We start from the raw sequence: 14,386 nt of genomic DNA on the forward strand, positions 1-14,386 counted from the left end.
CCGGGAATGCGCGCTCTTCTACGCGCCGAAGGGAATGTTGAAGTCTTCCGGTGATCCAACGGGCTGACCTGCTGCATCGAACCGCTGCAGCGAAATGATGTGGCCCGTCACGCAGTCATTCTCGACCTCCCTGATGGCCGCGATCGCGTAGTCCGAGAGATCAAGACCGCGATCGATGAGCTGGTTGCGAACCGCCTTCACGGCGTTTTCCTTCGCCGGGGCCTCATTCGGCCCCACGCGGAAGATGCCCAGCTCGGCCAGTAGCGCGCGAGCGGCCGGCTCGCCCCGGAGGGCGAGATCGACCTGGTCCGGCGAGACGTGGGTCCATAGCGGCTTAGGGCTGCCGATGGCGCCATCGCTCAGATGCTCCGCGACATACTCACACTCGCGTGTACGAAACAGCTGAAGCCCGTAGGCGTCGAAGATTTTCGTCCGCGGCAGCCAGCGGGACGCCCAATGATTGGCGGAACGCCGCCCGCGGACGCGAGCACCCCATGCATCGCCGCTCCATATGAGGGAGCAAGTGGACGGGAAATAGTTTCGTTGCACCGTCTCATACAGCGCCTCGTCGCTGGCGCTCTTCGAGCGTCCCGGCAGCAACCTCGTCCGCCAGATTTCTTCGGCCTGCTCAAGGCTCGCTGCAAACCAGGTGATTACGGTCAGCAGCTCCCGCGACGTCCGCCGTTCGGGTGCGGTGTCGATGAAGCTGCTGGCTGCTTCCGTGTCAGAGAAACCGGGCATATGCCTAAGGTAGAGGCGGAAAGTTGCAGCGCTGCTTACCGCTTTTGCTTAACGGGTCTCACCCCTCCACCCCCAACTGCCAAAGCACGAACGCCATCTCGTCGGCGTATTCGCGCAGACTCTCCCAGCGCCCGGACTTGCCGCCATGGCCGGCGCCCATATTGGTCTTGAGCAGCAGGATATTGTCGTCGGTCTTGGTCGCGCGCAGGCGGGCGGCCCATTTGGCGGGCTCCCAATAGGTCACGCGCGGGTCGTTGAGGCCGCCGGAGATCAGCATCGGCGGATAGGCCTGTGCGCGCACATTGTCGTACGGGCTGTAGCTGCGGATCAGCTCGAACGCCGCCTTGTCCTCGATCGGGTTGCCCCATTCGGGCCACTCGCCGGGGGTGAGCGGCAGGCTCTCGTCGAGCATGGTGTTGAGCACGTCGACGAACGGCACGTCGGCGACCACCGCGCCCCACAGCTCGGGGTCCGAATTGACCACCGCGCCCATCAACTCGCCGCCCGCCGATCGGCCGGCGATGGCGATCTTGCCCGGCGCGGTATAGCCGAGCGCGATCAGCCCCTTCGCCACGTCGACGAAATCGTGGAACGTGTTGGTGCGCTTCTCCAGCTTGCCCTCGTGATACCAGTGCTGGCCGAGATCGTCGCCGCCGCGGATATGGGCGATGGCGAAGGCCATGCCGCGATCGAGGAACGACATGCGGCTGGTCGAGAAGCCCGGCGGGATGGCGTGGCCATAGGCGCCGTAGGCATAGAGATAGAGCTTGCCGGTGCCGTCGCGCGGGAAGTCCTTGGGGTAGACGATCGAGACGGGGACGGCGGTGCCGTCGCGCGCGGTAATGGTCAGGCGCTCGGTGCGGTATTTGCTGCCGTCATAGCCGCTGGGGATCTCCTGGACCTTCAGCGTCTCCAGCGCGCCGGTGGCGACGTCGTAATCCTGGACGGTGCCGGGGGTGACCATCGATTCATAGCCGAGACGCAGCTTGGTGACGGCATATTCCGGATTGTCGCCCAGGCCCGCGACATAGCTCGCCTCGGGGAACTTGAGGCGCTTGGGGGGCACGCTCGCGTCGTAGCGGTGCAGCTCGATCTGATCGAGCCCGTCCTCGCGGCCCTCGACGGTGAAGAAATCGGCGAAGCAGGTGACGCCGGTCATGTAGAAATGGCGCGAGGGGGCGATGCGCTCGCTCCATTCGCCGGGCGCGGTGATCGGGGCGGTGACGAGGCGCCAGTTGGTGTCGGTATCGTTGGTGTGGATGAACAGCGTGTCGCCGTGCGTGTCGACGTCGTACTCGCGCCCGGTCTTGCGCGGGGCGACGAGGATCGGTTCGGCGAGCGGGTCATGGGCGGGGAGGAGGCGGATCTCGCTGGTCTCATGGTCGCTGGTGGTGAGCAGGATCCATTTGCGGTCGCTGCTCGTCTCGACGCCGACCGAGAAGCCTAGTTCCTCCTCGTGATAGACCACCACGTCCTCGGCCGGATCGGTGCCGAGGCGGTGGAGCTTGATCGTGCGGGTGCGCCAATGCTCGTCGGTGAGGCCGTAGAGGAGCGCGTCGCCGGTGCTGGTGAAGACGAGATTGCCGATCGAGCCCTCGATCGCGACATTGCCCCAGCTGCCGGCGGCGCCGGGGATGGGTTCGTCCTTGGCGGTGCCGGTGCGAAGGTCCTTGAAGCGGATGGTGTAGCGTTCGGAGCCGTTGTCGTCGGTCGAATAGGCCATCAGCGTGCCGTCCTCGCTGATGCTGACCGCGCCGAGGCGGAAATATTCCTTGCCGGCGGCGAGCGCGGTTTCGTCGAGGATCAGCTGGTCGTCGCCGCCCGCGACGGGCTTGCGCCACCAGCGGGCATATTCGGCGCCGACCTCGTGATCGGTCCAGTAGAGCCAGTCGCCATCCTTCTGGGGGACGCTGGATTCGTCTTCCTTGATGCGGCCGCGCATCTCCTGGAACAGCGTTTCGGACAGCGCCTTGTGCGGCGCCATGACCGCGTCGAAATAGGCGTTCTCGGCCTCGAGATAGGCGAGTACGTCCTTGTCGGTGACGTCGGGGTAGCCGGGATCGCGCAGCCAGGCCCAGGGGTCTTCGATCGTGATGCCGTGGTGGGTGAAGCTGTGCGGGCGGGTCGCGGCGACGGGCGGCGTGGGGTTTTCGCTCATGCCCTGTTTGTAGGAAGTCGTTGGGGTTGGGCAAGCCCCGATGCCCCAAGATCCTCCCGCGGAGGGGGAGGGGGACCGCCGCCGTAAGGCGGTGGTGGAGGGGTGTCCCCGCTGTAGTGGTGGACACGCCACCAGCGGTTACACCCCTCCGTCGCGCTTCGCGCGCCACCTCCCCTTGCAGGGGAGGATTTTAGGCGGTTACGCCCGGGTGCCCGTGATCGGGAAGCTGCCGAACGCGCCCGCGGTGACGGTGCCGTCGAGGCTGTCTCCATTGACGGTCGCTTCGCAGGTGAGCGTCATCGGCATCGGCACCGTGATGTCGAGCGACCAGGTCAGCGTGTCGCCGCTCACCTTGCCGTCCTTGATCTCGGTCTGGCCCATCGCGCCGTTGAAGCTGCCGGTGAAGCTGTCGCCGTTGCTGGTGACCGTCAGCGTCGCCTGCTGGTCGCCCAGCGGCGACTTGGTCACGGTGTCCCAGTTGCCATCCACATTCGCCATTTGGATCTCTCCTGCTTACTTGGTTGCCGGCGGGGCCTTCCCCGCCAGAGAACTCGCGCTGATCACCTCGACAGGGAGGCCGAGGCTGTCAAGCTGCGGGCGGACCTTGGCGGCATCGCCCACCACCACCCAAACGAAGCGATCGACATCGAGTGCCCCGCGTGCCGCAGCGTCAAGCTGGGGTGCGGTGAGCGCGCGATATTTTTGCGCGATGCTGTCGTAATAATCGTCCGGACGGTGGCGGATGTCGTTCTGCTGCATCGCGCCGAGCACCGCGCCCGCGGTTTCGAATCGCCCGGCCAGCTCGCGGGTGGCGCCGTTGACCTCGCGGGTGAGCTCGGCCTCGGTGACGCCCTTGGTGGTCAGGAAATCGCGCACCTGCTGGCGGATCGCCTGGATCGAATCGCCGGTACGGTCCGCCTGGACGGGGGCTTCGATCGCATAGGGCACCGCATGCTCAAGCCAGTTGAAGCCGCCGCCCGCGCCATAGGACCAGTGCTTGTTCTCGCGCAGCTCCATGTTGATGCGCGACAGGAAGCCGCCGCCCAGCACCTGGTTGGCGGTGATCGCGACGAGCAGATCGCCGGTGGGATCGAGCGGCGTCATCTCCCCGGCTTGGATCAGCGACTGGGGCGATGCGGGCCGGTCGACCAGCACGATGCGGGCGCCGGCCGGCTGGGGCTTGCCGGCAAAGGCCTTCACGCCCGCGGCGCCTTCGCCCTTCCAGTCGCCGAAGCGTGCCTCCAGCGCCGCCTTCACCGCCGCCAGCGGCAGGTCGCTGACCACGAAGATCTTGGCCTTGTCCGGCCGGATCCAGGCGCGGTGGAAGGCGAACAGATCGTCGCGCGACAATTTGGCGACCGCGGCCGGATCGCCCGAGCCGTTGCCCAGCTTGGCATAGGGATAGGCGCTTCCGTAGAGCAGCCCCGGCAGGACGCGATTGGCGAGGCCGCTGGGATCGCTCAGCTCGAACTGGATGCCGGTGAGCGTCGTCGCGCGGATCCGCTCCACCTCGGCAGGTGCGAAGGCCGGGTGCCGCACAACATCGGCGAACAGCTCCACCGCGCCGCCCAGATTGGTGCTCGGCAGGCTGAGCGTCAGATAGGTGCGATCGGCCGAGCTGCCCGAGCCGATGCTGGCGCCCAGCCGTTCCTCGGCCTCGGCGATCGCGATCGAATCGCGGCTGGTGGTGCCTTCCTCGAGCAGCGACAGCGCCAGGTTCTGGGTGCCCGCCTTGCCATCGGGATCGGCGGTGACGCCGGCGTCGAAGCTCAGCGACACTTGGGTGATCGGCACCGCGCGCTGCTGCGCGTAGATCACTTCCATTCCGTTCGACAGCTTGGTGCGCGTGACGTCGGGGAAGCGGATGTCGCGCACCGGGCCGACATCGGGCAGCGGCCCGCGCGTGCCCTTGGGGATCGCCTCCTCGGCGGCGGGCTTGGCGGGCGCGACGGGCGCCGATTCCTGATAGGTCTCGCGCGCGCCGGGCTCGACTCGGATGGTGAGCGCCGGGCGCGTCAGCCACTTCGCGGCGGCGGCGCGCGCCTTGGCGGGCGTCATCGCCGCCAGCTCGGCCAGGCGCTTGCGGAAGAAGCCGGGATCGTTGGAATAGAGCGCGCCTTCGGCCAGTGTCGCGGCCTGCGCCCGCGCCGATTCCAGCTCGGCGATCGTGCTGGCGACGTTGGTGGTGGCGACGCGCTGGACTTCGTCGGCGGTCGGACCCTTCGCCAGCAGCTCGGCCAGGATCGCGTCGATCCGCTGGTTGACCAGCGCCGGATCGACCCCCGGCTTGAGCACCGCCTGGATCTGGAACATGCCGAGCAGGGCGTTGGGATAAGCCCCGGCCGAGACGTTGACGACCAGCTTCTCCTTGCGGACCAGCGCATTGTCGAGCCGCGAGCTGGCGAGCCCGCCCAGCACCTGGCCGAACACTTCGAGCGCCACCGAATCCGGATCGTTGAGCCCGGGGATCGCCCAGCTGCGCACGATCAGCGCGGCGGGCACGCTGTCCTTCAGCACGATCGTCTTGGGCGCCGTGCGGACCGGCATCGTCACGCTGGGCGGCGTGCTCTTCGGGCCGCGGGGGATGGCGCCGAAATATTTCTCGACCAGCGGCCGCGCCTCGGCCGCGTCGATGTCGCCGGCGAGGACCAGCACCGCGTTGTTCGGGCCGTAATGATCGTGGAACCAGCCCTTCACATCGGCGAGGCTGGCTTTGTCGAGATCGGCCATCGATCCGATCGGCAGATGGCCATAGGGGGTGCCGCCGAACAATTCGGCGAACATCGGATATTTCATCAGGCCATAAGGCTGGTTGTCGCCCTGGCGCTTCTCGTTCTGGACGACGCCGCGCTGCTCGTCGAGCACGGCTTGGGTGATCGCCGGGGTGAGCCAGCCCATCCGATCGCTTTCGAGAAACAGCGCGCGGGCGAGCGCGGGCTTGGGCACCGTCTCGAAATAATTGGTGCGATCGAAGCTGGTGGTGCCGTTGAGATCGGTGGCGCCGACCTGCTTGAGCGGCTCGAAGAAGTCGCCGGGGGCGTTCTGCGAGCCGTTGAACATCAGATGCTCGAACAGATGCGCAAAGCCGGTCTTGCCGGCCGGCTCGAAGGTGGAGCCGACATCGTACCACACCGAGAGTGCCACCACCGGGGCCTTGCGATCGGTATGGACGATCACGCGCAGGCCGTTGGCCAGGGTGAATTGTTCGTAGGGGAGCTTCACCTCGTCGACGAGCGTGGCGAGCGGCGCGGGCGCGGTGGCGGTGGGAGACGGCTGGGCGAAAGCGGGCGCGACAGGCGCGGCGAGCGCGATCAGCGCGGTAGTGCAGAGCAGGCGAATGGATGGCATCGGCGCGAAATTCCCCGGGAGGTTGCCGAGGCAGCATAGCCGGAGCGCCGATGGCGGCAAGCGGCGTGGCGGCGGCAGGGACATACCACCGCGGCCCGCCATCCTCCCCTCGGCCTCCGGGATCCATGCGCCGTTGCGCAGGAAGAAAGAAGCACGGTCTTGATTTCGGAGGCGCACCTCCGAGGGGGAGGACAAGACGGGCCGCAAGGAGGCGATATGTCGGCTTGCGCCCCAAAAGCTGCCAGCTTCGCCCTCTCGATCTGAGATAGCGGAAGCAGGACGAACCCTCTCTACAGTGTTTATTCGCCGGCACCATGGGAGCAAAGGCTAGACGCTGGCATATATCCGTCGGCATGTTCGAGACAGTGTGGCTCACCCCACCCGTCGACGACTAACTTCCGATAACGCGGTATCTCTAAGGCAAAAAACTGCTCAATCGCCTGCAGTTCGAGTGAGACTGTACGTAGACGATCGGACGCCACGTCTGCATCGTACTTAGCCCCGCTCTGAGCGATATCGACAAGGAAATCGGATTGATCACGTAACGACCGCTGTTGGCCTCTGCATAGCTCCAGCGCTTTTTTCAATGCATCGGCAGCTTTTTTCCACTCCACGGAAAAGCGCCCTGTTCCGAAGGCTTCCACTGCGTATGTATTGCTGTACGCCTGCGCATCGCCGCAGCGTTTATACTCGACGCTCACTCGCGCGCTCAGTTTGTGAACCGCAACCTCGAGCTGAGGGGTGAAAGGGCGAGGAGGCGGAGGGGCTGGAGGAAGTGCTGGTCCGACTTGAACTACACTCTGCATCGCGGCCATCATTAGGATCAGCATAGAAACCGGACCTCCTCAACAAGCCACACTATGATTGCAGAGCCGGCCGCTTCCCACCCACTTTCGGTCATCCCAGCGCCACTTCGCCGCACCCCGGAGTTTCTGCGCGCCTTCCGTCGCCCGCAAGCCCGAAATGCGCTCGCTTTGGCGGCCTATTGGTCCAGTCGAAGGGCGATGCGCCGCCGGATATCCTCGGTGGTCATCGACGGGTTCATCTCGAAGGAAGCGCGGTCCGGTTCCTCCCCGCGTGCCCGGCAGCGGGCGCGATAGGCTTCCTCGACGGCTTCCAGGTGCGAGAGCAGCTTCACGCGCTCCGGATTGGTTTCGCGCAGCTTCGCGCTCAACATGCGATCGGACCAGTTCCGCCGGCGGCGCTCTTCGGGCGAGATTGCCGATGCGGTGTCCTGCACCACTTTCACCACCGGCTTCCGGGCCGGTCGCAGCGCCCGATACCGCCGGTACATCCGGATCGCATAGGCGCCGGTAAGCACCGCCACCAGGACGCAGGTGTCGATGTACCAGGAGGCGTTGGCCTGGGGGGCATGGTGGACCAGCACGAACATCGCGGCGCCCAGCGCGGTCATGAAGACGAAATAGCCGAGGAACTCCATGGCTTCCCGCCAATAGGCCGTCGGTGCGGCAACCCCCATGTGCAGCTCCCCCCAAGGACACCTGCAGCCCCGGAACGCACCGGACTTGACAGGTTTATCGTTGCGCGCCCGGTTAGACAGCCGATATCGTTAAGAAAGGGTGCATCGCTTTGCTGGCCCACGCGGCACTCCACCGGTGCGAGACGCGCTGGGCCGCGGGACGCATTCGCCGCCCGCGCCATCTTCCACCGCGCGGGCTTTGGCGCTAGCACCCGGCGATGGATACCCAGAAGCTCGCCATCCCCCGTTCGCTGTTCGTCTACGCCATCCTCTATGGCGGCATGGTCTGCATGGCGGGCGTGCTGGGGGTGAAGCAGGTCGCCCTCGGGCCGCTTGCGGTGGAGGCGGGGATCTTCGGCTTCCTGATCCTCGTCGTGCTGTCGAGCGCGGTGGCCGAGCTGCACGGCCAGGCGACCGCCACCGGGCTGGTGCGGCTTGGCTTCGTGCCGCTGCTGATGTCCGCCGCGCTGATCCAGCTGGTGCTGATCCTGCCGACCGACAAGGGCATGTACCCGCCCGCGGTCGCCGCCTTCCCGATCGTCGTCGGGCAGGGCTTGCGGATGATGCTGGCGGGGTTCATCTCCTACGGCACGTCGCAGACGCTCAACGTCTTCATCTTCAACAAGCTGCGCGGGCAGGCGGGTCCGGGCGGGCTGGTCTGGTTCCGTGGCATGGTCGCGAGCGTGGTGTCGCAGATCGTCGACACCGTGCTGTTCATCACCATTTCCTTCCTCGGCGAGCGGCCGATCCTGGCGCTGATGGGCGGGCAGATGCTCACCAAGGTGGTGCTGTCGATCGTGCTCGTGCCGTTCCTGATCACCGGCGCGGTGGCGCTTGGGCGCGCTCTCGATGGACGTAAGGGCTGAGCAGCTCTAAAGGGCCGCGCATGACCGATCACGCACCCCATCCGGCGCTGCTCGCCAAGGCCGAGACCCTCACCGAGGCGCTGCCCTATCTGCAGCGCTATGCCGGCGCCACCTTCGTCGTGAAATATGGCGGCCACGCCATGGGCGACCCTGAGCTGGCGCGCGACTTCGCGGAAGACGTGGTGTTACTGAAGGCGGTGGGGATCAACCCGATCGTCGTCCATGGCGGCGGCCCGCAGATCGGCCGGATGCTCAAGCGGCTCGGCGTCGAATCGACCTTCGTGGGCGGCCTGCGCGTCACCGACAAGGCAACCGCCGAGATCGCCGAGATGGTCCTGGCGGGCTCGATCAACAAGGAAATCGTCGCCTGGATCGCGGCGGCCGGCGGCAGGGCCGTGGGCATTTCGGGCAAGGACGCCGGGCTGGTGCGCGCCGAGAAGGTGCAGCGCAGCGAGGCCGATCCGCTGCAGGGCATCGAACGGCATGTCGACCTCGGCTTCGTCGGCGAGCCGGTGGCGGTGGACATCTCGATCCTCCAGTCGCTTGCCGCCTCGGGCTTCATCCCCGTCGTGTCGCCGATCGCGCTGGGCGCGGACGGGCACACCTACAACATCAACGCCGACACCATGGCCGGTGCGATCGCGGGCGCATGCGGCGCCAAGCGCTTCTTCCTGCTCACCGACGTGCCGGGCGTGCTCAGCAAGACCGGCGACCTGCTCACCGATCTCGATGCGGCGCGGGTGCAGGCGCTGAAGGACGACGGCACGATTTCGGGCGGCATGATCCCCAAGGTGGAGACCTGCGTCAACGCGGTGGCCGCCGGCGTCGATGCGGCGGTGATTCTCGACGGACGCATTCCGCACGGCATGTTGCTGGAAATCTTTACCCGCCAGGGCGTAGGCACGCTCGTCCACGCCTGATTGTTCGGCGCGCGTTTCATCCTATATCGCACCTGAAACGGTGTCGCGGAGAGTGAATTGACCCAGATTGGCCTGATGCTGCTGCAGATCCTGCAGGTGGTGCTGAACATCGTCTGGTGGATCATCGTGATCCAGGCGGTCCTGTCGTGGCTGATCCAGTTCAACGTCATCAACACGCACAGCGATTTCGTCCGTGCGGTGTGGAACGCGCTGTACCGGATGACCGAGCCGCTCTATCGCCCGTTCCGGCGCATCCTGCCGGACTTCGGCGCGCTGGATCTCTCGCCGCTGGTCGTGCTGCTGATCATCTACATCCTCCAGAGCATCGTGATCCCGCGCATCGCGCTGATGATCGCCGGCGCCGCGCTCTAAGCGCGCGCCGTGCCTGCCTGGCGGTCTAGCGCCACCGGAATCGAGATTGCCGTGCGCGTGACGCCCCGTGCGTCGCGCGACGTGCTGGCCGCCGGTACCGACGAGCATTTCGCCGCCCGCCTCGCCGCACCCCCGGTGGAGGGCGCCGCCAATGCCGCGCTGGTGCCCTTGGTCGCCAAGACTTTCGGCGTGCCCAAGCGCGACGTGACGCTGATCGCGGGCGAAACCTCGCGGCTCAAGCGACTTTCGATCGCCGGAGACGGTGCGGCGCTGGAACAAATCGCCCGCAGCCTCTATGGCGAGGGGCATGACGGCTGAGATCATCGACGGCAAGGCATTTGCCGCGGGCCTGCGCGCCCGCATCGCGACCCTGGTTCCTGCATTCGAAGCGGCGGCGGGGCGCGTGCCCGGCCTGGCGGTGGTGCTGGTGGGCGAAGACCCCGCCTCCGCCGTCTATGTTCGCTCCAAGGGCAAGCAGACCCGCGAGGCCGGAATGGCGAGCTTCGAGCACAAGCTGCCTGCCGACACGACGCAGGACGCGCTGCTCGCGCTCGTCGACCAGCTCAATGCCGATGCCAGCGTCGACGGCATCCTCGTCCAGCTGCCGCTGCCCAAGCATATCGACGAGCAGGAAGTGCTGCTGAGCATCTCGCCCGACAAGGATGTCGACGGCTTCCACCCGGTCAATGCCGGCCGGCTTGCCACGGGCCTGGAAGGCTTCGTGCCCTGCACCCCGCTCGGCTGCCTGATGCTGCTGCAGGACAAGCTGGGCAGCCTGTCCGGCCTCGACGCGGTGGTGATCGGCCGCTCGAACATCGTCGGCAAGCCGATGGCGGCGCTGCTCACCAAGGCGAGCGCGACGGTGACGATCGTCCATTCGCGCACCCGCAACCTGCCGCATTATCTCCGCCACGCCGACATCGTCGTCGCGGCGGTGGGCATCCCCCATTTCGTCAAGGGTGAGTGGCTCAAGCCCGGCGCGACGGTGATCGACGTCGGCATCAATCGTACCGAGAGCGGCCTGGTCGGCGATGTCGACTTCGACGGGGCTGCGAGCGTCGCGGGTGCGATCACGCCGGTGCCGGGTGGCGTCGGCCCGATGACCATCGCCTGCCTGCTGCGCAACACTTTGGTCGCCGCGCACCGCAATGCGGGGGTAACGCTCGAGGCAGACGCGATTTGATCGAGCTGTTCGTCTCCTCCTTCGTCACCTTCTTCGTCATCATCGACCCGCCCGGCTGCGCGCCGATCTTCGCGGGGCTGACGGCGGGGACCAACGCCGTGCATCGCCGCGCGATGGCGGTGCGCGCGGTGATGGTCGCCGCGATCATCCTGTTCGGCTTCGCGCTGTTCGGCGAGGCGCTGCTCCACGCGCTGGGGATCAGCCTCAACGCCTTCCGCATCGCCGGCGGCATCATGCTGTTCCTGATCGCGCTGGAGATGGTGTTCGAGAAGCGCACCGAACGCCGCGAGGACCGCGCCGAAAAGGTGAAGGCCGAGGATCCGGTCGACATCTCGATCTTCCCGATGGCGATGCCGATGATCGCCGGGCCGGGCTCGATTGCCTCGGTGATGCTGCTGATGGCGCAGAGCAAGGGCATCGAGCAGTCTGCGGTCGTGCTTTCGGCGATGCTGGCGGTGCTGCTGCTGTGCGTGCTGGCGCTGCTCGCGGCGGGGCCGATCATGCGGATCGTCGGCGCCAAGATCGAAGCGGTGGTGTCGCGCCTGCTCGGCGTGCTGCTCGCGGCGCTGGCGGTGCAGTTTGTGATCGACGGGATTCGGGCGGCGCTGGCGGCGGGGTAGAGGCCAGCCCGAGTCCTGCGCTTCAGAAGCGGCCGGGCTTGAACGTGCCGCTGAAGGAGCAGGACTGGCCGTGATCGTCCAGGCAGCCGTCTTCGGCTGTGGTGATGCGATTGCCGCGCCGCGTGAGCGTCATGTTGCACTGATGGCCGGTAATCTGGTCGCTCGGGCCGCGATAGCGGACAACGTCGTTTTCCGGCGTCCCCTCGAAAGCGAGGCTGCCGCTGCAATCGGGACTGCCGATGATGATGTCGACATGAACGCGTCCTCCTGCGCGCGGCTGGATCCTCATCGACCCGCTGCCGCCCTCTACCTTCCCCGCATACTCGCCGACGAAGGGGCTGACTGCCGCTTGGGGCAACGCGACGTGCTGCCGCGCTTTCTGCGTCTGGGTTGGCCCGCTCGCCGCCGGTGCGGCAGCGCTTTCGCGCAGCAGGGGAGCACCTGACAGCAGCAGAACGCCGGCCGCGATCGGCAGGATCAGGGCCAGAGGTTTTCGCGTCGTGGCGACTCCCCTGGGCTGCAGTTCGCGTGCGTCGCTGCCGTTCGGATGGTCCAATCCTGCTTCCCTCAGGCGCTGACGATGCTGTCGCCCGTCATGGTTGATGAGGCGCCCTTAGTCGCTGCACGCGCGGCTGAGGAGAGCATAGGCGCAGAAAAAGTCCGCGACTGGCGGTCGGCGACGTGCGCAGGTTGGACGGTGCCACGCTTTCTGTCGGCATGGCGGCATTCAGTCGGCCTTGGTTAGAGAACGCGCCGCACGCCCGGGATCGCCCGCAATGCGCCGGCGATGACAAAGGCGCCGAGGCAGGCGGCTGCGGACACCCCGACGAACTTGATCATGGGCGCGAGCGGTATCGTCGCGGCCAACCTGCTGAGCGCGACGACGACGGGCGGATGCACGACGAACGCGCCGAACGCATTCGCTCCAAACCACCGAGCCATCGGACCAGCCCGCCGCGCGGGAGTCGCCGCCCAGGCAAACAGCACCAGGATCGCACCGGTCGCGACGAACGGCTCCCACATGGCATAGTAGAGCGCGTTCCAGTTCCATCCGCCCTCGAACCCACCGGCGGCGCCGCGGCTGAGGACCATGAGCGGGAGCGTCACGATCGCAATGGCTGCAATCGCCAGCCAGGGAATGGCTGCGCGCATTTCGATCCGTTCCAACAAACGATGCGGCGCGGCGGCAATGCCGATGCTGAACAGCAGGATGTAGCTTGGAAAATAGCCGAGCTGCAGCCAAAGCACCTCGCGACCGACCGGAATGACAAGGCGAACCGCGAACGCCGCCGTGCCGATCGCGACCACCCCCAGCAAGATCGTCCAGAATTTCGGCAATGCTGTCGCTCGATGGGCGCGCGGAACCGCGCCCGTTTGTCGCAACAGTGCATAGGCATGTGCGAAGATCAGCAACGCCAGCGCAAACCAGAGGGGACCGGGGCCGTAGGTCCCGCCCGCCATCCGCTGCAGCCAGAGCTGCCCTACGTCATATCCATTGGCGCTTTCGGCAATCGCGACGGTAAGCGGGAACAAGAGGAAGAAGAATACCAGCAGCGGCAGCCCGAGGCGGATCCAGCGATCTGCCAGGTAGCGCCCGGCGCCTTTCCGATCGAACGAGGCCGGCGTGTAATAGCCGGCGAGCAGGAAAAACAGGCCCATGAAATAGGACTGGTTAATTGCATTGAACATGACGAGCAGCGGATTCGATGCATTGGGCTCCTGCCGCCAGAACCACCCACCGGACCCCCCATAGACGATTGCCGTGTGATGCAGGATGACGAGCATCGTCATGAGGACCCGCACCAGGTCGATGCCGGCATTCCGCTCTGCCGGGGTGGGTTCGGTCGTCGATGCCATCGCGATGGTATGAAGCGAAACGCCACCGCCGCCAACTGATCGCTTTCTCCCTACGCCGCTGCCGGTGTTGCCCGGATCTCGGCGATCACGAACCGCACCACCTCAATCCGCGCACCGACGCTCCGGAGGATTGCGGTTTTGAGGAGCCAACGCCCCGCTGTAGCATTTGTGCAGCGCGGCATCTCCGCCGCGCCCCGCGAAGGACTGCACGACCATGCGCCTGCCTCTCCTGAAGCCCGACCAGCTCTCCGACGACCAGAAGCCGCTCTACGAGGACATGAAGCGCGGCATTTCCTCCAACTTCAACGCCTTCGTCGCGGTGGGCGAGGACGCCAGCCTGATGGGGCCGTGGAACCCCTGGCTGCACGAGCCCAGGATCGGCGGCGCGATCTGGGAATTGACCAAGGCGATGTCGATGGAAGCGACGCTGCCCGATCCGGCGCGGCAGATCGCGATTCTCGTCACCGGCGCGCATTTCGATGCGGCGTACGAGATCTACGCGCATGTCGCGGTGGCCGAGACGGAGAAGATGGCGCCGGCGCGGATCTCGGCGATCTGCGCGGGGCTCAAGCCTGCCGACCTTGACGAACAGGAAAATGTCGCGTTCGACGTCGCCTATGCGCTGGTGAAGGGCGGGGTGCTGCCCGAGCCTTGCTACCGGCTGGCGGTGGATACCTTCGGCCAGCACGGCGCGAACGAGCTGATCTATCTGGTCGGGCTGTACAGCCTGGTGTCGGTGACGCTCAACGGGTTCAACGTGCCGGTGCCCGAGCGGGAGTAGGGGGGGCTTAGTAACCCTCACTTACCCTCACCCTTCCGGCGCTGCGCGCCTCCCTCCCTC

The 14,386-nt window shown here is 66.4% G+C and carries 15 protein-coding genes; 7 read left to right on the forward strand and 8 right to left on the reverse strand.

What is annotated here, in order from left to right:
• Nucleotides 1–18: 18 nt before the first annotated feature.
• The 6 genes from ACTJKY_RS04645 to ACTJKY_RS04670 form a co-directional block, all read right to left on the reverse strand.
• Complete coding sequence (locus tag ACTJKY_RS04645; protein WP_440844508.1) at nt 19–741, reverse strand: hypothetical protein; 723 nt, start codon at nt 739–741, stop codon at nt 19–21.
• 58 nt (nt 742–799) lie between these two features.
• Nucleotides 800–2,899, reverse strand: a complete 2,100-nt coding sequence (locus ACTJKY_RS04650) for a S9 family peptidase (protein ID WP_440844509.1) — start codon at nt 2,897–2,899, stop codon at nt 800–802.
• Nucleotides 2,900–3,097: 198 nt separating this feature from the next.
• Nucleotides 3,098–3,397: a hypothetical protein gene (locus ACTJKY_RS04655; RefSeq protein WP_440844511.1), complete on the reverse strand. Its 300-nt coding sequence runs from the start codon at nt 3,395–3,397 to the stop codon at nt 3,098–3,100.
• Nucleotides 3,398–3,412: 15 nt separating this feature from the next.
• Nucleotides 3,413–6,247: a M16 family metallopeptidase gene (locus tag ACTJKY_RS04660; RefSeq protein WP_440844512.1), complete on the reverse strand. Its 2,835-nt coding sequence runs from the start codon at nt 6,245–6,247 to the stop codon at nt 3,413–3,415.
• Nucleotides 6,248–6,546: 299 nt separating this feature from the next.
• Nucleotides 6,547–6,948 carry a hypothetical protein gene (locus tag ACTJKY_RS04665; protein ID WP_440844514.1) on the reverse strand — a complete coding sequence of 134 codons (402 nt, stop codon included), beginning with the start codon at nt 6,946–6,948 and terminating at the stop codon, nt 6,547–6,549.
• Between the two features lie 281 nt (nt 6,949–7,229).
• Entirely contained in the window at nt 7,230–7,727 is a 498-nt protein-coding gene (locus ACTJKY_RS04670) for a hypothetical protein (RefSeq protein WP_440844516.1), read from the reverse strand.
• A gap of 218 nt (nt 7,728–7,945) precedes the next feature.
• Between ACTJKY_RS04670 and ACTJKY_RS04675 the strand changes: the two genes are divergently transcribed.
• From ACTJKY_RS04675 to ACTJKY_RS04700, 6 genes are all read left to right on the forward strand, one after another.
• Nucleotides 7,946–8,593 carry a queuosine precursor transporter gene (locus ACTJKY_RS04675; RefSeq protein WP_440844517.1) on the forward strand — a complete coding sequence of 216 codons (648 nt, stop codon included), beginning with the start codon at nt 7,946–7,948 and terminating at the stop codon, nt 8,591–8,593.
• A gap of 20 nt (nt 8,594–8,613) precedes the next feature.
• Complete coding sequence (gene argB, locus ACTJKY_RS04680) at nt 8,614–9,513, forward strand: acetylglutamate kinase (RefSeq protein WP_313536220.1); 900 nt, start codon at nt 8,614–8,616, stop codon at nt 9,511–9,513.
• Between the two features lie 75 nt (nt 9,514–9,588).
• Entirely contained in the window at nt 9,589–9,885 is a 297-nt protein-coding gene (locus ACTJKY_RS04685; protein ID WP_440845225.1) for a YggT family protein, read from the forward strand.
• Nucleotides 9,886–9,894: 9 nt separating this feature from the next.
• Nucleotides 9,895–10,203: a DUF167 domain-containing protein gene (locus tag ACTJKY_RS04690; protein WP_440844519.1), complete on the forward strand. Its 309-nt coding sequence runs from the start codon at nt 9,895–9,897 to the stop codon at nt 10,201–10,203.
• Nucleotides 10,193–11,068 (forward strand): bifunctional methylenetetrahydrofolate dehydrogenase/methenyltetrahydrofolate cyclohydrolase FolD, encoded by an 876-nt coding sequence (folD, locus tag ACTJKY_RS04695; protein ID WP_440844521.1) that lies wholly within the window; start codon nt 10,193–10,195, stop codon nt 11,066–11,068. The genes ACTJKY_RS04690 and folD overlap by 11 nt, the downstream gene beginning before the upstream one ends.
• Nucleotides 11,065–11,688 carry a MarC family protein gene (locus tag ACTJKY_RS04700; protein WP_440844522.1) on the forward strand — a complete coding sequence of 208 codons (624 nt, stop codon included), beginning with the start codon at nt 11,065–11,067 and terminating at the stop codon, nt 11,686–11,688. Before folD ends, ACTJKY_RS04700 begins: the two co-directional genes overlap by 4 nt.
• A 22-nt stretch (nt 11,689–11,710) precedes the next feature.
• Here the strand turns inward: ACTJKY_RS04700 and ACTJKY_RS04705 are convergent, their stop codons facing one another.
• Together ACTJKY_RS04705 and ACTJKY_RS04710 are read right to left on the reverse strand one after the other, a co-directional pair.
• Nucleotides 11,711–12,244 (reverse strand): hypothetical protein, encoded by a 534-nt coding sequence (locus tag ACTJKY_RS04705; protein ID WP_440844523.1) that lies wholly within the window; start codon nt 12,242–12,244, stop codon nt 11,711–11,713.
• Nucleotides 12,245–12,429: 185 nt separating this feature from the next.
• Nucleotides 12,430–13,545: an acyltransferase family protein gene (locus tag ACTJKY_RS04710; RefSeq protein WP_440844524.1), complete on the reverse strand. Its 1,116-nt coding sequence runs from the start codon at nt 13,543–13,545 to the stop codon at nt 12,430–12,432.
• A gap of 214 nt (nt 13,546–13,759) precedes the next feature.
• Here ACTJKY_RS04710 and ACTJKY_RS04715 point away from each other — a divergent pair, with 214 nt between their 5' ends.
• Nucleotides 13,760–14,326 (forward strand): carboxymuconolactone decarboxylase family protein, encoded by a 567-nt coding sequence (locus tag ACTJKY_RS04715; RefSeq protein WP_440844526.1) that lies wholly within the window; start codon nt 13,760–13,762, stop codon nt 14,324–14,326.
• The last annotated feature ends 60 nt before the right edge of the window (nt 14,327–14,386 follow it).

Origin of the sequence: Sphingomonas sp. 22176 (assembly GCF_052045505.1) — a bacterium.
GTDB lineage: Bacteria > Pseudomonadota > Alphaproteobacteria > Sphingomonadales > Sphingomonadaceae > Sphingomonas.

Coding starts and splice junctions, on each gene's coding strand:
- ACTJKY_RS04715 (WP_440844526.1), top strand. CDS start 13,760: ATGCGCCTGCCTCTCCTGAAGCCCGACCAGCTCTCCGACGACCAGAAG.
- ACTJKY_RS04675 (WP_440844517.1), top strand. CDS start 7,946: ATGGATACCCAGAAGCTCGCCATCCCCCGTTCGCTGTTCGTCTACGCC.
- ACTJKY_RS04655 (WP_440844511.1), bottom strand. CDS start 3,397: ATGGCGAATGTGGATGGCAACTGGGACACCGTGACCAAGTCGCCGCTG.
- ACTJKY_RS04685 (WP_440845225.1), top strand. CDS start 9,589: ATGCTGCTGCAGATCCTGCAGGTGGTGCTGAACATCGTCTGGTGGATC.
- ACTJKY_RS04670 (WP_440844516.1), bottom strand. CDS start 7,727: ATGGGGGTTGCCGCACCGACGGCCTATTGGCGGGAAGCCATGGAGTTC.
- ACTJKY_RS04660 (WP_440844512.1), bottom strand. CDS start 6,247: ATGCCATCCATTCGCCTGCTCTGCACTACCGCGCTGATCGCGCTCGCC.
- ACTJKY_RS04650 (WP_440844509.1), bottom strand. CDS start 2,899: ATGAGCGAAAACCCCACGCCGCCCGTCGCCGCGACCCGCCCGCACAGC.
- ACTJKY_RS04645 (WP_440844508.1), bottom strand. CDS start 741: ATGCCCGGTTTCTCTGACACGGAAGCAGCCAGCAGCTTCATCGACACC.
- ACTJKY_RS04710 (WP_440844524.1), bottom strand. CDS start 13,545: ATGGCATCGACGACCGAACCCACCCCGGCAGAGCGGAATGCCGGCATC.
- folD (WP_440844521.1), top strand. CDS start 10,193: ATGACGGCTGAGATCATCGACGGCAAGGCATTTGCCGCGGGCCTGCGC.
- argB (WP_313536220.1), top strand. CDS start 8,614: ATGACCGATCACGCACCCCATCCGGCGCTGCTCGCCAAGGCCGAGACC.